Here is a 21,406-nt window from a genome sequence, read left to right on the forward strand (position 1 = left end):
GGCGGGGCACAGGGGGAGGAACGAGAGCGGGTCAGTCCTCTCTACGGCCCCGGTTGCCCGGCCGGGAGGCGACCCAGGCCCGGACGGTGTCCGCGTACCAGTAGGGCTTGCCGCTCTCCACATGGTCGGGCGGGGGCAGCAGACCGTGCTTGCGGTACGACCGCACGGTGTCCGGCTGCACCTTGATGTGCGCCGCGATCTCCTTGTACGACCAAAGCCTGCGGTCGGTCATGAGTGCCACCTCCCTGCGCGTACCGCGGCGGCGGCCGGGGGCGGCCGTCGGGGGAGCCGGGCACTGCGCTGGCGATCAACAAAGCCTGTGCCCCGTGAACGACACAGAGTGAGCGCCGGGAAGTGCCTGTGGACTGGGTGTGACCTAAGACCCGCGTACACGCGACATGTGTGACAGGAAGGGGGTATTTGTGACACGAGTGCCGCAATTGGCAGGCGGCCACCAGGAGACCAGGGAAGCGGGGGAGGCCGGGGAGGCGGGGGAGACCGGGGAGGCCCGCCGAGCCCCGAGCGCCCGGTGGGCCCACGCCACGATCACCCCGTACTACGCCCCGCAGCACCTCACTACGCCCCGCAGGACCTCAGGAACGCCCGCGTCCGCTGCGCGATCGGCAGCGGCTTGTCGGGTGGACACGGGTACATGTCCTGCTCGACGATCGCGAAGAGGTCGATGTCGAGCTTCTGCGCGGCGGCGAGGACGGGCTCGAGTGCCGGTATGCCGGACGGCGGTTCGCACATCACACCGCGGGCCACGGCCGGCCCGAACGGCACCTCGTTCGCCCGCACGTCGGCCAGGATCGCCGGATCCACCTGCTTGAGGTGCAGGTACCCGATGCGCTCCCCGTACGTCTCGATGAGCTTGACGCTGTCGCCGCCGCAGTACGCGTAGTGCCCGGTGTCCAGACACAGGGACACCAGCGAGGAATCCGTCGCGTCGAGGAAACGCGTGACGTTCTCCTCGCTGTCGATGTGTGTGTCCGCGTGCGGGTGGACGACGATCGTCAGCCCGTACCGCTCCCGCACCTCGTGCGCGAGCCGCTCGGTCTGAGCGGTCAGATTGCGCCACTGCGTCGGCGTCAGCGTGCTGTCCTCCAGCACCTCGCCCGTCTTGTCGTCCCGCCAGAACGCGGGGATGACGACCAGGTGCTCGGCGCCCATCGCCTGCGTGAGAGCCGCGATGTCCGAGACGTGCGCCCAGGTGGACTCCCACACGTCGGGACCACGGTGCAGTCCGGTGAAGACCGTGCCGGCCGAGACCGTGAGCCCGCGCCGCGCGGTCTCCTCCTTGAGGACGGCCGGATCGGTGGGGAGATAGCCGTACGGGCCCAGCTCGATCCACTCGTACCCGGACCCGGACACCTCGTCGAGGAACCGCTGCCAGGGGACCTGCTGCGGGTCGTCGGGGAACCAGACGCCCCAGGAGTCGGGAGCCGAACCGACCCGGATACGGGACAGTGAGGATGGAGGTGAGGACTGCGGCGACGGCCGCGGTGACAACGACGTCATGAGCGTCAGCTTCCGGCGGCACGGAAGGGGTGTCAAGGCCTGGTCCGAATGTCTGGACAAAACATTGACAGGGCTCCACGGACACGGCTAGACCTAGGTGCAGCCGAAGCGAAGGGAACTCGATGGCGTACGACCTGATCACCATGGGGCGGATCGGCGTGGACCTCTACCCGTTGCAGACGGGGGTCCCGCTGGCGCAGGTGACGACCTTCGGGAAGTTCCTCGGCGGCTCGGCGACGAACGTCGCGGTGGCCGCGGCCCGGCTCGGGCGGCGTACGGCGGTGATCACACGTACGGGCGACGACCCCTTCGGCACCTACCTCCACGAGGCCCTGCGCGACTTCGGCGTCGACGACCGCTGGGTCACACCGGTCCCCGGCCTGCCCACCCCGGTCACCTTCTGCGAGGTCTTCCCGCCGGACGACTTCCCGCTGTACTTCTACCGGCAGCCCAAGGCCCCCGACCTGGAGATCGACGCCCACGAGCTCGACCTCGACGCTCTTCGCGAGGCCCGCATCCTCTGGATGACCGGCACCGGCCTGAGCGAGGAGCCCAGCCGCACGGCGACGCTCGCGGCGCTGGCCCACCGCGCCAAGTCCGGTACGACGGTCTTCGACCTCGACTGGCGCCCCATGTTTTGGAAAGACACAGCCTGGAAGGACCCGGAGGCCTCCGCCCGAGCCTTCTACGCCGAGGCCCTCCGCCACACCACCGTCGCCGTGGGCAACATCGACGAGGTCGAAATCGCCACCGGCGAGCGCGAACCGCACGCCGCCGCCCGCGCCCTGCTGGACGCAGGCGTGGAACTCGCCGTCGTCAAACAGGGCCCCAAGGGCGTCCTCGCCGTCCACCGCGACGGCACGACGGCCGAGGTCCCACCCCTCCCCGTCACCGTCCTCAACGGCCTCGGCGCCGGCGACGCCTTCGGCGGCTCCCTCTGCCACGGCCTGCTCGCCGACTGGGACCTGGAGCGGATCATGCGGTACGCCAACGCAGCGGGCGCCATCGTCGCGTCCCGCCTCGAGTGCTCCTCCGCGATGCCGACCCCGCGTGAGGTCGAGGACGCGCTCACGGCGGGAGCGGTGCTGTGAGGGCGGGTCAGGTCGGGGGCGCGAGGCACGAAGGCGGCGACCCTGCGACGTACGAAGGCGGCGGCACGGCCGCGCACGAAGGCGGCGACCCGGCGCCGTACAGGCGAGTGGACGTCGCGGACCTCGTCCGCACCCGCACCCACCACCCCGAAGCCATCGCCGAGGCCGCCGCCCGCAGGCCCCGCCGGCCCCTCGTCGACGACGGCGGCCGGCTGATGATCGTCGCAGCGGACCACCCGGCCCGCGGCGCCCTCGCGGTCGGCGACCGCAAGTTCGCCATGGCGAACCGCGCCGACCTCCTGGAGCGGCTCTGCACCGCCCTCTCCCGCCCCGGAGTCGACGGCGTCCTCGCCACCGCCGACATCCTCGACGACCTGCTGCTGCTCGGCGCGCTCGACCACAAGGTCGTCCTCGGCTCGATGAACCGCGGCGGACTCGCGGGCGCCTCCTTCGAGTTGGACGACCGGTTCACCGGGCACCGCCCGCAGGACATCGAACGGCTCGGCTTCGACGCGGGCAAACTGCTGCTGCGCATCGACTACGACGACCCGGGCTCGCTGCGCACCCTGGAGTCCACCGCCCGTGTCATCGACGAGATGGCGCAGCGGCAACTCCCGGTGTTCGTCGAGCCGTTCCTCTGCCGTCGCCGCGAAGACGGCACCCTCCGCAACGATCTCAGCGCCGAGGCCGTCACCAAGTCCATCGCCATCGCGAGCGGCCTCGGCGGCAGTTCGGCGTACACCTGGCTGAAGGTCCCCGTCACCGAGAACCCCGACGACATGGCCCGCGTCATGGAGACGTCCACGCTGCCCGCCGTACTCCTCGGCGGCGATGTCGGCGAGGACCAGGAGGGCGCGTACGAGAAGTGGCGCGGGGCGCTCCAACTCCCCACCGTCCAGGGCCTGGTGGTCGGCCGCTCGCTGCTCTACCCGGCGGACGGCGATGTGACCGCGGCCGTGGACACCGCCGTCGGACTGCTGTGAGGGCCGGATGAGCGACCGGACGAGCGTTCCGATGGCCGACCCCGACCCGACGGCGAGCAACGCCCTGTACGTCCCGAAGGGCAGCACCGCCAACGCGCAGTACGTCCTCGACGTCGACCCAAAGCGGGCCGGCTGGACCCACAGCAGCCTGCGCGTCGTCGAACTCGCCCCCGGCGGGACGCACATCTTCACCACCGGTGACAGCGAATGGATCGTGCTGCCCCTGAGCGGCGGCTGCACCGTGAACACAGGGGACGAACAGTTTCAAATCCTGGGCAGGGACAGCGTGTTCAGCGGAGTCACGGACTTCGCGTACGTGCCCCGCGACGCCCGGGCACAGATCGCCTCCGGCGCGGGAGGCCGCTTCGCCCTGGCAGGAGCGAAGTGCGAGCGCCTACTCCCCGCCCGCTACGGCCCCGCGCCGGAGGTACCCGTCGAAGACCGGGGCAGCGGCAACTACGCCCGCCAGGTACGCAATTTCGCCTCCGCCGACGCCTTCGAGTGCGACCGGCTCATCGCCGTCGAGGTCATCACCCCCGGCGGCAACTGGTCCTCGTATCCGCCCCACAAGCACGACGAGCACCGGCCGGGGGAGGAGAGCCGGCTCGAAGAGATCTACTACTTCGAGATCGACGGCCCGAACGGTTTCGGCTATCAGCGCGTATTCCCTTCACGCGTGGGCGGATCCGACGTCCTCGCGGAGGTCCGCACCGGCGATGCCGTCCTCGTCCCCGACGGATGGCACGGCCCGTCCATCGCCCAGCCCGGCCACACGATGTACTACCTGAATGTGATGGCCGGACCGGGCGAGAAGCGGGAGTGGCGGATCTGCTTCCACCCAGAGCACACCGAGGGGTACCAATGACCGATCCGATGGCAAAGGTGCCAGAGGCGACGAAGGTGTCGAAGACGCCAGACGCGACGACCAGGCTGACGGTCGCCCAGGCGCTCGTGCGTTTCCTGGCAGCCCAGTACACCGAACGGGACGGCGAGCGGCAGCGGTTGATCGGCGCCACCTGGGGCATCTTCGGCCACGGCAATGTCGCCGGGCTCGGCCAGGCACTCGTCGAGTACGCGGACGAGATGCCGTACCACCAGGGCCGTAACGAACAGTCCATGGTCCACGCGGCGGTCGGCTACGCGCGCCAGTCCAACCGGCTCTCCACGCACGCCGTCACCACGTCCATCGGCCCCGGCGCCACGAACCTCGTCACCGGCGCCGCCCTCGCGACGATCAACCACCTCCCGGTCCTTCTCCTCCCCGGCGACACCTTCGCGACCCGCCCCGCCGACCCGGTCCTCCAGCAGCTCGAAGTCCCGTACGCGGGCGATGTGTCGGTCAACGACTGCCTGCGCCCGGTGTCGAGGTACTTCGACCGGATCACCCGCCCCGAGGCCCTGATCCCCGCCGCCCTCCAGGCGATGCGGGTGCTCACCGACCCCGTGGAGACGGGCGCGGTCACGCTCGCGCTGCCGCAGGACGTGCAGGCGGAGGCGTACGACTGGCCCGAGGAGTTCTTCGCCGAGCGGACCTGGACGGTGCGCCGCCCGGCGGCCGACCAGGGTGAACTGACCGCCGCCGTAAGGGCGATCCGTGAGGCCCGCCGCCCCCTGATCGTCGCGGGCGGCGGCGTCCACCACAGCCGCGCCGAGGAGGCGCTCGCCGAACTCGCCACCGCCACCCGCATTCCCGTCGCCTCCACGCAGGCCGGCAAGGGGTCGCTGCGCTTCGACCACCCGCAGGACGTCGGCGGCATCGGCCACACCGGCACGGCGACGGCCGACGAACTCGCCCGCACCGCCGACCTGGTGATCGGCGTCGGCACCCGCTACACCGACTTCACCACCGCCTCCGGCACCCTCTTCACCGCCAAGGGCGTCCGTTTCCTGAACCTCAACATCGCGCCGTACGACGGGCACAAGCTGTCCGGGATCCCGCTGATCGCCGACGCGCGGGCGGGCCTGGAAGCCCTCACGGAGGCGCTGCTGCTGCACAAGCACCGCACCGAGCCCGCGTACGCCACCGAGTACAGCGACGACAAGGAGCGCTGGGAGTACCGCGTCGACGCGGCCTACGAGGCCGAGGACATCGACATCCGGCCCACCCAGCCGCAGGTCCTCGGCGTCCTCGACGAGCTGGTCACCGAGGACGACATCCTGATCAACGCGGCCGGCTCGCTCCCCGGCGACCTGCACAAACTGTGGCGGGCGCGGTCGCGGGACCAGTACCACGTCGAGTACGGCTACTCGTGCATGGGCTACGAGATCCCGGCCGCGATCGGGGTGCGGATGGCCGCCCCCGACCGTCCCGTCTGGGCGCTGGTCGGCGACGGCACGTACCTGATGATGCCGACGGAGATCGTCACCGCCGTGCAGGAGAACATCGCGATCAAGGTCCTCATCCTGCAGAACCACGGGTACGCCTCCATCGGCGGCCTCTCGGAGTCGGTGGGCGGCGAGCGGTACGGCACCGCGTACCGCTTCCGGTCCGAGGACGGTACGTACACGGGGGCGAAGCTGCCGGTGGATCTCGCCGCCAACGCGGCCAGCCTGGGGATGCGCGTCCTACGCGCGAAGACCGTCCGTGACCTGCGCGCGGCCCTCACGGAAGCGCGGGCAGCCGACACTCCCACATGTGTCTACGTGGAGACCGAAACGGCAGACACAGTGTCGGGCGCGCCTCCGGCCCAAGCCTGGTGGGATGTACCTGTGGCCGAGACCGCGACCCGATCGTCGGCGGTCAAGGCGCGCGAGGAGTACGACCGGCACGTCGCTGCCCGACGCCGCCATCTGTGAAGGAGTTTTTGGCCATGACGAAGACTGTCAACCACTGGATCGGTGGCAAGACCGTCGAGGGTGCGTCGGGTACGTACGGGCCGGTCACCGACCCGGCGACCGGCGCCGTGACCACGCAGGTCGCCTTCGCGACCGTCGAGGAGGTCGATGCCGCGGTCGCCGCCGCGAAGGACGCGTACGCGACCTGGGGCCAGTCTTCGCTGGCCAAGCGGACCACGATCCTCTTCAAGTTCCGCGCGCTGCTCGACGCCAACCGCGACGCGATCGCCGAGCTGATCACCGCCGAGCACGGCAAGGTCCACTCGGACGCGCTCGGCGAGGTCGCGCGCGGCCTGGAGATCGTCGACCTGGCCTGCGGGATCACCGTGCAGCTGAAGGGCGAGCTGTCGACGGAGGTGGCCTCGCGGGTCGACGTGTCGTCGATCCGGCAGCCGCTGGGCGTCGTCGCGGGCATCACGCCGTTCAACTTCCCGGCCATGGTGCCGATGTGGATGTTCCCGCTCGCCGTCGCGTGCGGCAACACCTTCGTGCTGAAGCCGTCGGAGAAGGACCCGTCGGCCGCGATGAAGATCGCCGAGCTGCTGGCGGAGGCCGGTCTGCCGGACGGTGTCTTCAACGTCGTGCACGGTGACAAGGTGGCCGTCGACCGCCTCCTGGAGCACCCGGACGTCAAGGCCGTCTCCTTCGTCGGCTCGACCCCGATCGCCCGCTACATCCACACCACCGCGGCCGCGAACCACAAGCGCGTCCAGGCCCTGGGCGGCGCCAAGAACCACATGCTGGTCCTGCCGGACGCCGACCTGGACGCGGCGGCTGACGCGGCTGTCTCGGCGGCGTACGGCTCGGCGGGCGAGCGCTGCATGGCCATCTCCGCGGTCGTCGCCGTCGGCGCGATCGGCGACGAGCTGGTGGAGAAGATCCGCGAGCGCGCCGAGAAGATCAAGATCGGCCCCGGCAACGACCCGACCTCCGAGATGGGCCCGCTGATCACGGCCGCCCACCGCGACAAGGTCGCCTCGTACGTCCATGGCGCGGCGGCGCAGGGCTCCGAGGTCGTCCTCGACGGCACCGGCCACACGGTCGACGGTTTCGAGGACGGCCACTGGATCGGCCTCTCGCTCCTGGACCGGGTGCCGGTCACCTCGGACGCGTACAAGGACGAGATCTTCGGCCCGGTGCTGTGCGTGCTGCGGGTGGAGACGTACGAGGAGGGCGTGGCCCTCATCAACGCCTCGCCGTTCGGCAACGGCACCGCGATCTTCACCCGGGACGGCGGCGCCGCCCGCCGCTTCCAGCTGGAGATCGAGGCGGGCATGGTCGGCGTGAACGTGCCGATCCCGGTCCCGGTCGGCTACCACTCCTTCGGTGGCTGGAAGGACTCGCTCTTCGGCGACCACCACATCTACGGCAACGACGGCACCCACTTCTACACCCGGGGCAAGGTCGTCACGACCCGCTGGCCCGACCCGGCCGACGCCCCGACCGGCGTCGACCTCGGGTTCCCGCGCAACCACTGAGACCCTCCGGCAGGGCTTGTGAGGCCGTCCGCATTGCGGACGGCCTCACTTTTTTCTTCCCTCGCGCTGCGGTTCCCGTAGGGAGGAAGAGAACCCTTCTGTATGACCTGTTGTGCCCTGATGGGTATTCGCGGAGCTGTATGACTGCGGATTCCGTTGGTGAACAACCATTGACGCAACGGTTTCCGTCAAGGTTCCATCAACGCCGGGAGCGGACGAAGAGATGAACGAAGCGAGCCGCCGGAGGCGATAACGCTCCCGCCCGAAACACCTGACGCACGACACGAGTCGATCGGAACCGCCGCATGACCGACACGCTCCGCCCTGTCGAGACCGCCGCCCCGGACACCGCCCCCACGGCGTCCGGCGGCCCCCAGAAGCTCAAGCGCTCCATCGGCATCGTCGGCGGCACCCTGCTGACGCTCTCCTGCGTGACACCGGCCTCCACACTCTTCGTGGTCGTGCCCGACCTCTTCTCGTCCCTCGGTACGGCGACCGCGCTCACCATCGCGATCGGCTCGCTGCTCTGTATCGCGGTGGCGTTCTGCTACTCGGAGCTGGGCACCCTCATCCCGAGCGCGGGCGGCGAGTACGCCATGGTCTCGACGATGGCCGGACGCCTCGCGGGCTGGCTGGTCTTCGTCCTCTCCCTGCTGGTCGTCATGATCGTGCCGCCGGTGATCGCCATGGGCACGGCCGACTACCTGGCGCCGATCGTGCACCTGAACCCCTCGATGGCGGGCGCCGGCGTGATGCTGCTCGCCACCCTCGCGGGCCTCCTCGACCTGCGGGCCAACGCCTGGATCACCGGCGTCTTCCTGGTCCTCGAAGTCATCGCGGCCGCAGTCGTCGCGGTCCTCGGCTTCTCCCACAGCGAGCGCGGCCTCTCCAGCCTCACCTCGATGGAGGTGGCCGGTTCCGGCGGCCACACGGACACCGTGACCGCCATGCTGGTCGTCTCCGGACTCGCCATCGCCCTCTTCATCACGCAGGGCTTCTCCACCGCGGTCTACCTCTCCGAGGAACTGGAGAACCCGCGCCGCAACGTCGCCCGTACGGTCCTGGCCACCCTCGCCATCTCGACGGTGATCATCCTGGTCCCGGTCGTCGCGATCACCATGGGCGCCCCCGACCTGTCCGCCCTCACCGGCGGCGACATCAGCACCATGGTCACCGCCTGGTCGAACTCCGCGGTCGGCACCTTCGTCAGCCTCTGCGTGGCCCTCGCGATCATCAACGCCGGCATCGTCATGGTCATCCAGAACTCCCGCGTCCTGTTCGCCTCGGCCCGCGACAAGGCCTGGCCCGAGCCGGTCAACGGCGTCCTGTCCAAGCTCGGCCGCTTCGGCTCCCCGTGGGTCGCCACACTCCTGGTGGGCGTCCCCGGCGCGGCCCTCTGCTTCGTCAACCTGGACACCCTGTACGGCGTCACGGGCGTCTCGGTGACCGGCATGTACCTGCTCGTCGCGGTCGCCGCACTGTTCGCCCGGCGCGGCCGGCACACCCAGACACCTGCCTGGCGCATGCCCCTGTGGCCCGCCGTGCCGGTCCTGCTGATCGCGGTCCTCGCGTACATCCTCAGCCAGCAGGAGACCGAGTACCTCCTGTGGACCGGCGGCATCGTGGCCGTCGCCACCCTGTACTGGGCCTTCTACCTGCGGCCGCGCCGCGAGACCCGTTGGCTGGTGTCGATCCCGGAGGACGCACAGGCCTGACCGGTCAACCGGTCAGTCGGCCTCAGGTGAAGTCCCAGGTCACCACCGTGCACGTCCCGTCGTCCTTGCCGTCCGCGCTGCGGTACGCGGCAAGGGCGACGTCGTTTCCCGTGTCGACGCCCACCCACATCCCGTAACAGCCGCACTCACGGGCGACAGCGGCGAGGGTCCGGATCAGCGCCCGCCCGATACCGCGCCGCTGGAACGGCTCGGCTACCGCCAGCTCGTAGAGGAACATCTCATTTCCCTTGTCGGGGTGGAGCGTCTCGACGCCGCTGACGAACCCGACGGGGCCCTCGTCCTCGTACGCGAGGAAGAGATGGTGGCCCTGTGCCGCCAGGAAGCGCTGGGCCCATTCGGGGCGTACGGGCTGGTCGAAGAGGTCTTGGGCGGCTGTCAGTTCGGCCACGGTGGTGGCGCGGCGGATTTCCATGGGCCGTTCGTACCACGGGCGCGGTATGCCGGGAGGGGACCGTACTCCCGTGGGAGGGGCGGGGGTTCAGACCGGTGGCGGCATCGGTTGTCCGTGGTGGGCCGTACCGTTGACGCATGGATCTTCGACTGCCCCGACTCCGGGGGCCCGCACTGCGGAGGCCGCGACGGTGGATCGCCGCCGCGGCCGCTGTTGTGGTGCTCGCCGGCGCCGGGACGTGGACGGCTGTCGCCTCCGACGACGCCCCGCCCGTGCACCGCGCCGACCGCGTCATGGACATGGGCGACGGGGTGGACATCGACACCTCGTACTTCACCGCGGGCTCGACCTCGGACCGCCGCCCCGCAGTACTGCTCGCGCACGGCTTCGGCGGCAGCAAGGACGACGTGAAGGCGCAGGCGGAGCAGCTCGCGCGTGACGGATACGCGGTGCTGACCTGGTCGGCACGCGGGTTCGGCGAGTCCACCGGCAAGATCGGGCTGAACGACCCCGAGGGCGAGGTCGCCGACGTCTCCAAGCTCATCGACTGGCTGGCGAAGCGCCCCGAGGTCCAGCTCGACAAGAGCGGCGACCCGCGCGTGGGCGTCACCGGCGCCTCGTACGGCGGGGCGATCGCCCTGGAGGCCGCCGCGTACGACCAGCGGGTCGACGCGATCGCCCCGGCGATCACGTACTGGAACCTGTCGGACGCCCTCTTCCCGAACGGCGTCTTCAAGAAGCTCTGGGCCGGCATCTTCATCAACTCCGGCGGCGGCTGCGACAAGTTCGAGGCGCAGCTGTGCGAGATGTACAACCGGGTCGCGGAGTCCGGAAAGCCGGACGCGGCGGCCACCAAACTCCTCGAAGAGCGGAGCCCCTCCGCGGTCGGCGACCGCATCAAGGTGCCCACGCTCATCGTGCAGGGCCAGTCCGACTCCCTCTTCCCGCTCGGCCAGGCCGACGCGATGGCCAAGCAGATCCGTGCCAACGGCGCACCCGTGGACGTCGACTGGATCTCCGGCGGGCACGACGGCGGTGACCTGGAGGCGGACCGCGTCCAGGCCCGGGTCGGCTCCTGGTTCGACCGGTACCTGAAGGACGAGGCGGGCGTCGACACCGGTCCCGCGTTCCGCGTCACCCGCACCGGAGGCATCGACTCCACCGACGGCGCCGCCCAGCTCCGGGGCGCGAGCGGCGACACGTACCCCGGCCTGGAGAACGGCGAGCGCGCCGTTGCGCTGGCCGGACGCGAGCAGAGCTTCGACAACCCGGCGGGCGCGACCCCGCCCGCCATCTCCGCCCTCCCCGGACTCGGTGGGGCGGGCGGCCTGTCACAGCTCTCCTCCCTCGGAGTCGGGGTGTCGCTCGACTTCCCGGGCCAGTACGCGCGGTTCGAGTCCTCGGCGTTCGGCAGCGACCTGCGGATCACCGGATCCCCGACGGTGACAGTGCACGTCGAGTCGAGCTCCGACGAGGCCGTCCTCTTCGCGAAGGTGTACGACGTCGGCCCCGGCGGCGGGCAGCAGGTGCTGCCGTCGCAGCTGGTGACTCCGCTGCGGGTCGAGGGAGCGAAGACGGGCAAGGACGTCACCATCACCCTTCCGGCCATCGACTACGAGGTGCAGGAGGGCCACCGGCTGAGCCTGGTCCTGGCCTCGACGGACCTCGGCTACGCGTCACCGGCGGCCCCGGCGACGTACACCGTCTCCCTGAAGGGCGACCTGCAGGTCCCCACCGCACCCGCCGTGACGACGGCCGCCGCGCCGCTCCCCGCCTGGGTGTGGTGGCTGCCGCTCGCCGGAGCACTGCTCGCGCTGGCCCTGCTGCTGACCGGCCGCCGCCGTACGACCGCGGGCCCGCCGGACCCCGAGATGGCCGAAGTCCCGCTCCAGATCACGGACTTGAGCAAGCGGTACGCGAAGTCGGCGGACAGGTACGCGGTCCGGGAGCTGTCGTTCCGCGTGGAGAAGGGCCAGGTCCTGGGCCTCCTCGGGCCGAACGGCGCGGGCAAGACGACCACCCTGCGCATGCTGATGGGCCTGATCAAGCCGGACGGCGGCGACATCCGCGTCTTCGGCCACGAGATCCAGCCGGGGGCGCCGGTCCTCTCCCGGGTCGGCGCGTTCGTCGAGGGCGCGGGCTTCCTGCCGCATCTCTCGGGCCGCGAGAACCTGGAGCTGTACTGGCGGGCCACGGGCCGTCCGGCCGAGGACTCCCACCTGGAGGAGGCCCTGGAGATCGCGGGCCTCGGCGACGCGCTGTCCCGCGCGGTCCGCACCTACTCCCAGGGCATGCGCCAGCGCCTCGCCATCGCCCAGGCCATGCTCGGCCTCCCGGACCTGCTGATCCTCGACGAACCCACCAACGGCCTCGACCCGCCACAGATCCGCGAGATGCGTGAGGTGATGATCCGCTACGCCGCCGCGGGCCGCACGGTCATAGTCTCCAGCCACCTCCTGGCCGAGGTCGAGCAGTCCTGCACCCACCTGGTGGTCATGGACCGCGGACGGCTGATACAGGCGGGCCCGGTGTCCGAGATCATCGGCTCCGGTGACACCCTCCTCGTCGGCACGGGTTCGCCCGTGGACGAGCCGATCGCCGAGAAGGTCGGTGCGCTGCCCGGCGTGGCCTCGGCCGCCGTCGCCGAGGGCGGGCTGCTGGTCCGGCTCGACCCCGACGGAAGCGCGCAGCGCCTGGTCGTGGAGCTCGTCCGGCTCGAAGTACCCGTGGAATCGGTGGGCCCCCACCGCCGGCTCGAAGACGCCTTCCTCACCCTGATCGGGGGCAACGCATGAGCACCCTCGTCGAGCGGGCCGAGACGGCCGATGGATACCGCGCGCGGCGGACGCTGCCGCTGCGGGTGGAACTGCTCCGGCAGCTGAAGCGGCGCCGCACCCTCGTCATGGGTGCGATCCTCGCGGCGCTGCCCTTCGTGCTGGTCGCGGCGTTCGCGATCGGGGGCACGCCGGACGGGCGGGGCAACCAGATCACGCTGATGGACACGGCCACCGCGTCGGGCGCGAACTTCGCCGCGGTGAACCTGTTCGTCTCCGCCGGCTTCCTGCTGGTGATCCCCGTAGCGCTGTTCTGCGGGGACACGATCGCCTCCGAGGCGAGCTGGTCCTCGCTGAGATACCTGCTGGCGGCCCCGGTGCCCAGGGCCCGCCTGCTCTGGTCCAAGCTCACCGTCGCGCTGGGCCTCAGCCTCGCCGCGATGGTGCTGCTGCCGATCGTCGCGCTGGTGGTCGGCACCGCGGCCTACGGCTGGGGCCCGCTGGAGATCCCCACCGGCGGCGCGCTCTCCGCGGGCACCGCGGCACAGCGCCTGCTGGTCGTGGTGGCGTACATCTTCGTCTCCCAACTGGTCACCGCGGGGCTCGCGTTCTGGCTCTCGACCAAGACGGACGCCCCGCTGGGCGCGGTCGGCGGAGCGGTCGGACTGACGATCGTGGGGAACGTACTGGACGCCGTCACCGCCCTCGGCGACTGGCGCGACTTCCTGCCCGCGCACTGGCAGTTCGCCTGGGCGGACGCCGTCCAGCCGCAAATGGAGTGGTCGGGCATGATCCAGGGCACCGCGATTTCGGTAACGTACGCGCTCGTCCTGTTTGCCCTGGCCTTCCGGGGTTTCCGGCGCAAGGACATCGTGTCGTAGGTCTCCGGAGGATCACCTACCGGTCTCGACGGACGCCCACCGTGGCCGCTTCGAGATCCATCCGCAACGCTCCGTAGCGCACATCCAGGCCCCCTCGGACGTCACAGTCACAGACGTCGGCCCAAACACAGGCCGCTCACCGAGGGGGCACAGATGGGGAAGGACCACATACGCACGGCGGCGGTCACCACACGCGGCCGTCGACTCCGCGCCACACTGCTCGCCCTGACAGCCGCGGGCGCCATGCTGCTCACCGGCTGCGGATCGAACGGCGAAAGTGACTCGCCGGACGGCTCGAAGTCCCGCAACGACGCCACGGGCCCACTGCCCGCCCCCGCCTACCCGTCGGGCTCCGCACAGGGCGAGCAGAACGGCGAGCAGAGCGGCGAGCAACAGGACGACGAGGGCCGCGAGTTCGCCCCGTCCCCCGACTACCTCTCCACCTTCGCCCTGGACGTCGACACCGCCTCGTACGGCTACGCCAAGCGCACCCTCGCGGACGGCAGGATGCCCGACCCCTCGACGGTCCGCCCCGAGGAGTTCGTCAACAGCTTCCGCCAGGACTACGAACGCCCCGACGGCAACGGCTTCTCGGTCACCATCGACGGCGCCCGCACCGAGGACGAGGACTGGTCCCTGGTCCGCGTCGGCCTCGCCACCCGCGCCGACGAGGAGGACGGTGAACGCCCGCCCGCCGCCCTCACGTTCGTCATCGACGTCTCCGGCTCCATGGACGAACCGGGCCGCCTCGACCTGGCCAAGGACTCCCTCGGCGTGATGACGGACCGGCTCCGCGACGACGACTCGGTCGCCCTGGTCACCTTCAGCGACGAGGCCGAGACCGTCCTCCCCATGACCCGGCTCGGCGACAACCGGGGCCGCGTCCACTACGCGATCGACAGCCTGGAACCCCAGTCCTCCACCAACCTCGGCGCCGGCGTCGAAACCGGCTACGCCACGGCCACCGAAGGCCTCCGCAAGGGCGCCACCAACCGAGTCGTCCTCGTCTCCGACGCCCTCGCCAACACCGGCGACACCGACGCCGACACGATCCTGGAGCGCATCGAGGACAACCGCCGCGAGCACGGCATCACGCTCTTCGGAGTCGGCGTCGGCAGCGACTACGGCGACGCCCTGATGGAGCGCCTCGCCGACAAGGGCGACGGCCACACCACGTACGTCTCGGACACCGAGGGTGCCCGCAAGGTCTTCTGCGAGGAACTCCCGCAGAACATCGACCTCACCGCCCGCGACGCCAAGGCACAGGTCGCCTTCGACCCTCAGACGGTCGAGCAGTTCCGGCTCATCGGCTACGACAACCGCCAGGTCGCCGACGAGGACTTCCGCAACGACCAGGTCGACGGCGGTGAGATCGGCCCCGGCCACACGGTGACCGCCCTCTACGCGGTCCGCACCAAGCCCGGCGCCTCCGGCCACCTCGCCACGGCGAGCGTCCGCTGGCAGGACCCCGACACCCGTACCCCGCACGAGGAATCGGGCCAGGTGGAGGCGACGGCCCTCGAACGCAGCCTGTGGAACTCCTCCGACCGCTTCCAGGTCACCGCCGTGGCGGCGTACTTCGCCGACGCGCTCCGTCAGGGAGACGACCGCTGGCCCCGGCTCCCGGGCAGCCTGCCACTGAGCGAACTCGAGTCCCGCGCCGACGAGTTGGCCAACAGCACGGAGGACAAGGCGGTACGAGAACTCGCCGACGCCATCGAGGCGGCCACCCGCGCGGAACGCTGAGTCAGCCGGCGCCGGGCCGCCGCCCGGCGCCGTGCAGCAGCGTGTCGACGACAAGCGCCGCCAGGACGTCGGGATCGGGGTCCGGCCGGTCGTCGCCGTGCAGGGCCTCGCCGATCAGGGCGTAGTAGACGCGGCGGACCCACTCCAGGTCCACGGCCGGGTCGAGCAGCCCCTCGTCCCTGGCCCGCGCCAGGAGTTCGAGGCAGCGTGCCCCCAACTGGTCCCAGCCCGCCGCCGCGGCGCCGCCCTCGTCGGCCGGCTGCCCCAGGGCATAGCTCCAAGCCCCCTTGATCCGCAGCACGTTGGCGGTGACGCGATGCAGTGCGACCAGCGACGGTGTGGTGTCGGGCCGCGCGTCCTCGATGGCCTGGGTGAGCTGCCGTACCGCTGACTCGGCGAGCGCGTCGATCAGCGCCTGCCGACTGGCGAAGCGCCGGTGAACCGTCGTCCTGGCCACCCCGGCCGCCTCGGCGATCTGCTCCATGGACGCGCCCGGATCGGCGGCGAGCACCCGCTCGGCCGCCTCCAGAATCGCGCGCACACTGCGCTCGGCATCGGCCCGCAGTGCTCGGCCCATGGGCTCCTCCACTCAGTCGGCTCCAGACCCCCAGTGGACGTAGATGGTACGCCTGAGTCGCGGTTCCTCGACTATCTGCATCATGGCTGTTGCAGATAAGAGAATAAGAGCTACAGTGGTGTCCTAGTTAGATGCCGGCTCGCCTTCACCCGACCTTCCGAAGGGGAACAGCCATGACCACCACATCCACCGCCCGCACCGCCCTCATCACCGGTGCCTCCTCCGGACTGGGCGCCGAATTCGCCGCTCAGCTCGCCGCCCGCGGCCACGACGTGGTCCTCGTCGCCCGCTCCCGCGACCGCCTCGAAGAACTGGCCGAGCGCCTGCACACCCGGCACGGCGTCCAGGCGCACGTCCTGCCCCAGGACCTCGCCGAGCCCGACGCCGCCGCCCGCATCGCCGATGCCCTCACCGCCCGCGGCCTCACCGTCGACCTGCTGGTCAACAACGCGGGCTTCGGCACCTGCGGCCGGTTCGAGGAAATCGACCCGGCGCGCGAGCACGACGAGATCATGGTCAACGTCGTCGCCCCCGTGGACCTCACCCACGCCCTGCTCCCCGGCATGCTGGAGCGCGGCTCCGGAGCCGTCCTCAACGTCGGCTCCACGGCGGGCTACCAGCCGGGCCCGTACTTCGCGGTCTACAGCGCCACCAAGGTCTTCGTCCTCAACTTCTCGCTGGCTCTGCGCCAGGAGTACCGAGGCCGCGGCATCCGCGTCACGGCCCTGTGCCCGGGCCCGGTCGAGACAGGCTTCTTCGACGCGATCGGCACCCGCAATGCCGCGGTGACGGGCTCCTTCACCACCACGGAACCGGTCGTCCGCGCAGCCCTGCGGGCCCTCGACCGCGACCGCGCCTACGTCACCCCGGGGCTGGGCAACGCACTCGGCGCCCACCTGACCCCCCGCCGCCCGCGCACCCTGGTGGCGGCGATCGCCAAGCGCGTCACGCGCAAGGTGCTGGAGCCGGAGCGCAAGCCCTCCGAACTGGCGGCCGCGTGAACCGGTCACGCACGACCCGTTGAATTTCCGTTACGCGCGGGTAAGTTGACCCCCGTTCAGGAACCCTGCGACCGGGAGCCACCATGGGCGTACGCAAGGACTTGAAACGGGCGAAGAAGCGCACCGACCTCGCGTCCCGCACCAAGGTCGAGCTGACCAGGGACGACACCGGCAAGGTCCGCGAGGCCCGCACCGCCCGGCTGGCCCCGGGCCCCACCACCGGCAGCACCGCCGACCTGCCCTTCACCAACGCGGCCGAGACCCCGGACGCCGTCGTCCTGCGCCGCCAGGAACACGGCACCTGGCACCCCGTCACCGCGACGGCCTTCGCCCGCGAAGTCACCGCCACGGCAAAGGGGTTGATCGCGGCAGGACTCGAACCGGGCGGCCGGGTCGCGGTGATGTCCCGGACACGCTACGAGTGGACGGTCCTCGACTTCGCGATCTGGGCGGCCGGCGGCCAGTCCGTACCCGTCTACGCGACCTCGTCCGCCGAGCAAGTGGAGTGGATCGTCAGGGACTCGGGTGCCCACTTCGTGATCGTCGAGACCCCCGAGAACGCGGCCACCGTTGCGACCGGCACGGCCCGGCACCCCGAACTCCCGCGCGTCTGGCAGCTGGACGCGAACGCGCTGGCCGAACTCGCCACCCTGGGCCGGGACATCCCCGACGAGGAGGTGGTCAAGCGCCGCGCCGCCCTCAGCCCAGACACCATCGCCACCCTCTGCTACACCTCCGGAACGACCGGCCGGCCCAAGGGCTGCGTCCTCACCCACGCCAACCTGCACGCCGAAGCCGCCAACACGGTCGAGCTGCTGCACCCCATCTTCAAGGAGGTCACCGGCCAGACCGCCTCGACCCTCCTCTTCCTCCCGCTCGCCCACATCATGGGCCGCACCCTCCAGATCGCCTGCCTGATGGCCCGCATCGAAGTGGGCCACTGCCCGAGCATCAAGCCCGACGAACTCCGCCCCGCCCTAAGGGAGTTCAGGCCGACCTTCCTGGTCGGCGTCCCGTACCTCTTCGAGAAGATCCACAACACCGGCCGTGCGACCGCCGAGAAGATCGGCCGCGGCGCCTCCTTCGACCGCGCCCACCGCATCGGCGTCCGCTTCGGAGAGGCGTACCTGAACAAGTTCCTGGACACGGGCAAGGGGCCAGGACCGGGCCTGTACGCCGCCTGGGCGCTCTACGACCTGCTGGTCTACCGCCGTATCCGCAAGGAACTCGGCGGCCGCGCCCGCTACGCCATCAGCGGCGGCTCCCCGCTCGACCGAGACCTCAACCTCTTCTTCTACGCCGCCGGAATCATCGTCTACGAGGGCTACGGCCTCACCGAGACGACAGCCGCGGCGACGATCGTCCCGCCCCTGCGCCCCCGCCCCGGCACGGTCGGCCTCCCGGTCCCCGGCACCGCGATCCGCATCGCCGACGACGGCGAGGTCCTCATCAAGGGCGGCGTCGTCTTCGGCGCCTACTGGAACAACCCGGCGGCCACGGACGCGGTACTGCGCCGCGACTGGTTCGCCACCGGCGACCTCGGCGCCCTCGACGAGGACGGCTACCTCACCATCACCGGCCGCAAGAAGGACATCCTCGTCACCTCCGGCGGCAAGAACGTCTCGCCCGCCGTCCTGGAGGACCGCCTGCGCAGCCGCCCGCCCGTCGGCCAGTGCATCGTCGTCGGCGACAACCGCCCGTACATCGCCGCCCTGATCACCCTGGACCCCGAGGCCGTCGCCCACTGGCTCGCCGTACGCCAACTGCCCGCCGACACCCCGCTGTCCGCGCTCACGGACGATCCCCGGATGCGCGCCGACGTCCAGAGGGCCGTCGACCATGCGAACGACGCGGTCTCGCGCGCCGAATCCATCCGCCGGTTCACCCTGGTGGCAGGCGAGTTCACCGAGGACAACGGACTGCTCACCCCGTCCCTGAAGGTCAAGCGCCATGCGGTGACGGCGGCCTACGCGGACGAGATCGAGGCGCTGTACGGGAGCTGAGCACGTACGCCGGACATGAAAAAGAGCGGGCCGCCGATGTGCTCGGCGGCCCGCTCTCCCGGTGCTGAGAACTACTTGTTGCCGGCGCCGTTGCCGGAGAGGACCGGGATGTTGCTCAGGATGTGCGACAGCGGCTCGTCGCCCTTGGCCTGGGTCGAGTTCTCGACACACTGCTGGTTCTGCGGGGCCGACAGGATCGGGATGTCCTGGAGCGCGACGCCACCGATGCCCGCGATGCCGCCGGCGTTGACCTTCGCGGGCAGGCCGATGCAGGGCTTGTTCAGGGAACCCTGGATGAGCGAGAGCTGCGGGCTCATGTCGCCCTCGGTCTTGGAGTTGCCGAACTCCTGGACCGCGCCGTTGCCGCTGGTGGACTGGGTGCCGTTGTCGTTGCCGATCGCCAGGGCCTGGGGGGCGACCCCGGCCGAGATGCCGGCGACGGAAGCGGCAATAGCGGCGGTTGCCCACAGCTTCTTCATGTTCATTCCCTTCAGAAAGCGGACTCCAGTGAGGAGCTGCGTAATGATCAACTGCGTAGCGCCTGCCGGGGTTGCGGGTTATGCCCCGTTTGGCCCAGCGTGTGTTTGGGAACGCCGCGCAGGGGCGCGCCCGTGCTGCCGTGAACACAAGCCGCTGCCGTGAACACAAGCCAGCGGGCCGCCGATGAATCGGCGGCCCGCTGACGGGAACTCAGAAGAGAACTACTTGTTGCCGGCGCCGTTGCCGGCCAGGACCGGGATGTTGTTCAGGATGTGCGACAGCGGCTCGTCGCCCTTGGCCTGGGTCGAGTTCTCGACACACTGCTGGTTCTGCGGGGCCGACAGGACCGGGATGTCCTGGAGCGCGACACCGCCGATGAGGGCGGCTCCACCGAGGTTGAGCTTCGCGGGCAGGCCGACACAGGGCTTGTTGAGCGAGCCCTGGATGAGCGCCATCTGGGGGCTCATCTTGCCGTACGTGGCCGAGTTGCCGTACGTCTGCACGGCACCGTTGCCGCTGGTGGACGTCGTGCCGTTGTCGTTGCCGATCGCCATCGCCGGCGTCGCGGCGGCAGCGGACACACCGACGACGGAAGCGGCGACCGCCGCAGCAGCCATAACCTTCTTGATCACTAGCTAGTCCCTTCTGGAGAAACCCCGTCCACCGGAGCGCTCTGGTCAACTGCCCCGGCCGCTCTTGGTTGCTCTGTTTCACTCCGATGGCCCACGTCGAAGAGTGATTCCGGCGTGCGCGCGCCAATTCGGAGTCCCATGGGTTTCCTCGTTCCGAACGGGCCATTCGGGTGAATCACCGCAACCAATCCGTTCGCGCCGGGTTGATGCGAGAGCAGGAACACGTGTGTCTGCACAGGAAAGGAACGCGAAATGCTTCAGAAGGCAATGGCCGCGGTGGCGGTCACCGCTTCCGTGGTCGGTATCTCGGCGGCGGCCGCCCCTCAGGCGCTTGCCATCGGTGACGGCAACGGCACCAACTCCGTCAGTGGAAACGGTGCGGTCCAGGAGTTCGGCAACTCCGTGACCAAGGGCGACAAGAGCCCGCAACTGAGCCTGGCTCAGGGTTCGCTGAACAAGCTCTGCCTCGGCGTGCCCGTCAAGGGCAACGTGGGCGGAGCCGCCCTCATCGGCGGTGTGGCGCTCCAGGACATCCCGATCCTGTCGGCCCCGCAGAACCAGCAGTGCGCCGAGAACTCGACCCAGGCCAAGGGTGACGAGCCGCTGTCGCACATCCTGAGCAACATCCCGGTTCTCTCCGGGAACGGCATCGGCAACCACTGACCGCTGTCTCGAAAGGCTCGGGCCGCCCGTCGCGTTGACGAATGGGCGGGCCCGGGCTTTTCCGTGATTTCCTTCCTGCTTCGGTGCAGGGTGAATCGAGCTTTGGTGCAGGGCAATTCGAGTGAATTACCAAGTGGATTACGTTGTGTAGTTTCTCGATCGGCTGTCCCTCGTTTACAGCCTGCAGGTCATGGTGCGAGCCTTTCATGCTGTGCTCGCTCGGCTTCGGCCGTCATAGGGGCATGACCGCAGAGAAGGGAAAGCACGTGAAGCTCAAGAAGAGCGCTGCTGTCGTCGCCGGCGCGATCATGGCCCTGGGACTCGCCTCCCCCGCCTTCGCGGACGCCGACGCCCATGGTGCGGCCATCGGCTCGCCGGGTGTCCTCTCGGGCAACGTGATCCAGGTTCCCATCCACGTTCCCGTCAACGTGTGCGGCAACTCGATCAACGTCATCGCCCTGCTGAACCCGGCGTTCGGCAACACCTGCATCAACGACTGACGCAGACGGCACATCAGCCGCTTCGGCTGTGTCACGGCCGGCCTTGGAACGCATTTTCGGTTCCAAGGCCGGCTTTCCTCACTTCATCAAGCAGGAAGACAACGAGATTGCGACAGA

At 70.1% G+C, this 21,406-nt stretch carries 19 protein-coding genes; 13 read left to right on the top strand and 6 right to left on the bottom strand.

Annotated features, from left to right (window positions below):
• Positions 1 to 31 precede the first annotated feature (31 nt).
• Entirely contained in the window at positions 32 to 232 is a 201-nt protein-coding gene (locus OG246_RS15850; RefSeq protein WP_266461912.1) for an AlpA family transcriptional regulator, read from the bottom strand.
• Positions 233 to 576: 344 nt separating this feature from the next.
• Entirely contained in the window at positions 577 to 1,518 is a 942-nt protein-coding gene (locus OG246_RS15855) for a sugar phosphate isomerase/epimerase (protein WP_266461919.1), read from the bottom strand.
• Positions 1,519 to 1,640: 122 nt separating this feature from the next.
• On the opposite strand from OG246_RS15855, the gene iolC reads away from it, so the two are divergent.
• The 6 genes from iolC (at position 1,641) to OG246_RS15885 (ending at position 9,620) form a co-directional block, all read left to right on the top strand.
• Positions 1,641 to 2,609, top strand: a complete 969-nt coding sequence (gene iolC, locus OG246_RS15860) for a 5-dehydro-2-deoxygluconokinase (protein WP_266461922.1) — start codon at positions 1,641 to 1,643, stop codon at positions 2,607 to 2,609.
• 107 nt (positions 2,610 to 2,716) lie between these two features.
• Positions 2,717 to 3,592 (top strand): deoxyribose-phosphate aldolase, encoded by an 876-nt coding sequence (locus tag OG246_RS15865; RefSeq protein WP_266464231.1) that lies wholly within the window; start codon positions 2,717 to 2,719, stop codon positions 3,590 to 3,592.
• A 7-nt stretch (positions 3,593 to 3,599) separates the two neighbouring features.
• Positions 3,600 to 4,457 carry a 5-deoxy-glucuronate isomerase gene (gene iolB / locus OG246_RS15870; protein WP_266461925.1) on the top strand — a complete coding sequence of 286 codons (858 nt, stop codon included), beginning with the start codon at positions 3,600 to 3,602 and terminating at the stop codon, positions 4,455 to 4,457.
• Positions 4,458 to 4,465: 8 nt separating this feature from the next.
• The gene (iolD, locus tag OG246_RS15875) at positions 4,466 to 6,388 is read left to right on the top strand and encodes a 3D-(3,5/4)-trihydroxycyclohexane-1,2-dione acylhydrolase (decyclizing) (RefSeq protein WP_266461927.1); all 1,923 of its coding nucleotides are present in this window, start codon (positions 4,466 to 4,468) and stop codon (positions 6,386 to 6,388) included.
• A 14-nt stretch (positions 6,389 to 6,402) separates the two neighbouring features.
• Entirely contained in the window at positions 6,403 to 7,905 is a 1,503-nt protein-coding gene (mmsA, locus tag OG246_RS15880) for a CoA-acylating methylmalonate-semialdehyde dehydrogenase (protein WP_266461930.1), read from the top strand.
• A gap of 305 nt (positions 7,906 to 8,210) precedes the next feature.
• Complete coding sequence (locus OG246_RS15885) at positions 8,211 to 9,620, top strand: APC family permease (protein ID WP_266461932.1); 1,410 nt, start codon at positions 8,211 to 8,213, stop codon at positions 9,618 to 9,620.
• Positions 9,621 to 9,642: 22 nt separating this feature from the next.
• Here OG246_RS15885 and OG246_RS15890 read toward each other — a convergent pair whose 3' ends face one another.
• Positions 9,643 to 10,053 carry a GNAT family N-acetyltransferase gene (locus tag OG246_RS15890; protein WP_266461935.1) on the bottom strand — a complete coding sequence of 137 codons (411 nt, stop codon included), beginning with the start codon at positions 10,051 to 10,053 and terminating at the stop codon, positions 9,643 to 9,645.
• Between the two features lie 116 nt (positions 10,054 to 10,169).
• Here OG246_RS15890 and OG246_RS15895 point away from each other — a divergent pair, with 116 nt between their 5' ends.
• The 3 genes from OG246_RS15895 (at position 10,170) to OG246_RS15905 (ending at position 15,433) form a co-directional block, all read left to right on the top strand.
• On the top strand, positions 10,170 to 12,827 hold the full coding sequence (locus OG246_RS15895) for an alpha/beta fold hydrolase (protein WP_266461938.1): 2,658 nt from the start codon (positions 10,170 to 10,172) through the stop codon (positions 12,825 to 12,827).
• On the top strand, positions 12,824 to 13,687 hold the full coding sequence (locus OG246_RS15900; protein WP_266461941.1) for an ABC transporter permease: 864 nt from the start codon (positions 12,824 to 12,826) through the stop codon (positions 13,685 to 13,687). Before OG246_RS15895 ends, OG246_RS15900 begins: the two co-directional genes overlap by 4 nt.
• A gap of 153 nt (positions 13,688 to 13,840) precedes the next feature.
• Positions 13,841 to 15,433 carry a VWA domain-containing protein gene (locus OG246_RS15905; protein ID WP_266461944.1) on the top strand — a complete coding sequence of 531 codons (1,593 nt, stop codon included), beginning with the start codon at positions 13,841 to 13,843 and terminating at the stop codon, positions 15,431 to 15,433.
• Between the two features lies 1 nt (position 15,434).
• Here the strand turns inward: OG246_RS15905 and OG246_RS15910 are convergent, their stop codons facing one another.
• The gene (locus OG246_RS15910; RefSeq protein ID WP_266461946.1) at positions 15,435 to 16,010 is read right to left on the bottom strand and encodes a TetR/AcrR family transcriptional regulator; all 576 of its coding nucleotides are present in this window, start codon (positions 16,008 to 16,010) and stop codon (positions 15,435 to 15,437) included.
• 173 nt (positions 16,011 to 16,183) lie between these two features.
• Between OG246_RS15910 and OG246_RS15915 the strand changes: the two genes are divergently transcribed.
• On the top strand, positions 16,184 to 17,011 hold the full coding sequence (locus OG246_RS15915; RefSeq protein ID WP_266461950.1) for an SDR family oxidoreductase: 828 nt from the start codon (positions 16,184 to 16,186) through the stop codon (positions 17,009 to 17,011).
• 83 nt (positions 17,012 to 17,094) lie between these two features.
• A complete protein-coding gene (locus OG246_RS15920) occupies positions 17,095 to 19,014 on the top strand; it encodes a long-chain fatty acid--CoA ligase (protein ID WP_266461953.1) in 1,920 nt (639 codons plus the stop codon).
• A 71-nt stretch (positions 19,015 to 19,085) separates the two neighbouring features.
• Here OG246_RS15920 and OG246_RS15925 read toward each other — a convergent pair whose 3' ends face one another.
• A complete protein-coding gene (locus OG246_RS15925; protein WP_266461957.1) occupies positions 19,086 to 19,493 on the bottom strand; it encodes a rodlin in 408 nt (135 codons plus the stop codon).
• A gap of 222 nt (positions 19,494 to 19,715) precedes the next feature.
• Entirely contained in the window at positions 19,716 to 20,126 is a 411-nt protein-coding gene (locus tag OG246_RS15930) for a rodlin (protein ID WP_266461959.1), read from the bottom strand.
• Positions 20,127 to 20,378: 252 nt separating this feature from the next.
• On the opposite strand from OG246_RS15930, the gene OG246_RS15935 reads away from it, so the two are divergent.
• Positions 20,379 to 20,789, top strand: a complete 411-nt coding sequence (locus tag OG246_RS15935) for a rodlin (protein ID WP_266461963.1) — start codon at positions 20,379 to 20,381, stop codon at positions 20,787 to 20,789.
• Between the two features lie 242 nt (positions 20,790 to 21,031).
• On the top strand, positions 21,032 to 21,289 hold the full coding sequence (locus tag OG246_RS15940; protein WP_323178298.1) for a chaplin: 258 nt from the start codon (positions 21,032 to 21,034) through the stop codon (positions 21,287 to 21,289).
• The last annotated feature ends 117 nt before the right edge of the window (positions 21,290 to 21,406 follow it).

Origin of the sequence: Streptomyces sp. NBC_00620 (assembly GCF_026341825.1) — a bacterium.
Taxonomy (GTDB): domain Bacteria; phylum Actinomycetota; class Actinomycetes; order Streptomycetales; family Streptomycetaceae; genus Streptomyces.

Bases quoted from the DNA above. Each gene is read 5' to 3' on its own strand.
- iolD (WP_266461927.1), top strand. From the start codon at position 4,466: ATGGCAAAGGTGCCAGAGGCGACGAAGGTGTCGAAGACGCCAGACGCG.
- OG246_RS15940 (WP_323178298.1), top strand. From the start codon at position 21,032: ATGACCGCAGAGAAGGGAAAGCACGTGAAGCTCAAGAAGAGCGCTGCT.
- OG246_RS15925 (WP_266461957.1), bottom strand. From the start codon at position 19,493: ATGAAGAAGCTGTGGGCAACCGCCGCTATTGCCGCTTCCGTCGCCGGC.
- OG246_RS15920 (WP_266461953.1), top strand. From the start codon at position 17,095: ATGGGCGTACGCAAGGACTTGAAACGGGCGAAGAAGCGCACCGACCTC.
- mmsA (WP_266461930.1), top strand. From the start codon at position 6,403: ATGACGAAGACTGTCAACCACTGGATCGGTGGCAAGACCGTCGAGGGT.
- OG246_RS15885 (WP_266461932.1), top strand. From the start codon at position 8,211: ATGACCGACACGCTCCGCCCTGTCGAGACCGCCGCCCCGGACACCGCC.
- OG246_RS15935 (WP_266461963.1), top strand. From the start codon at position 20,379: ATGCTTCAGAAGGCAATGGCCGCGGTGGCGGTCACCGCTTCCGTGGTC.
- OG246_RS15895 (WP_266461938.1), top strand. From the start codon at position 10,170: ATGGATCTTCGACTGCCCCGACTCCGGGGGCCCGCACTGCGGAGGCCG.
- iolC (WP_266461922.1), top strand. From the start codon at position 1,641: ATGGCGTACGACCTGATCACCATGGGGCGGATCGGCGTGGACCTCTAC.
- iolB (WP_266461925.1), top strand. From the start codon at position 3,600: ATGAGCGACCGGACGAGCGTTCCGATGGCCGACCCCGACCCGACGGCG.
- OG246_RS15890 (WP_266461935.1), bottom strand. From the start codon at position 10,053: ATGGAAATCCGCCGCGCCACCACCGTGGCCGAACTGACAGCCGCCCAA.
- OG246_RS15850 (WP_266461912.1), bottom strand. From the start codon at position 232: ATGACCGACCGCAGGCTTTGGTCGTACAAGGAGATCGCGGCGCACATC.
- OG246_RS15900 (WP_266461941.1), top strand. From the start codon at position 12,824: ATGAGCACCCTCGTCGAGCGGGCCGAGACGGCCGATGGATACCGCGCG.
- OG246_RS15915 (WP_266461950.1), top strand. From the start codon at position 16,184: ATGACCACCACATCCACCGCCCGCACCGCCCTCATCACCGGTGCCTCC.
- OG246_RS15905 (WP_266461944.1), top strand. From the start codon at position 13,841: ATGGGGAAGGACCACATACGCACGGCGGCGGTCACCACACGCGGCCGT.
- OG246_RS15910 (WP_266461946.1), bottom strand. From the start codon at position 16,010: ATGGGCCGAGCACTGCGGGCCGATGCCGAGCGCAGTGTGCGCGCGATT.
- OG246_RS15855 (WP_266461919.1), bottom strand. From the start codon at position 1,518: ATGACGTCGTTGTCACCGCGGCCGTCGCCGCAGTCCTCACCTCCATCC.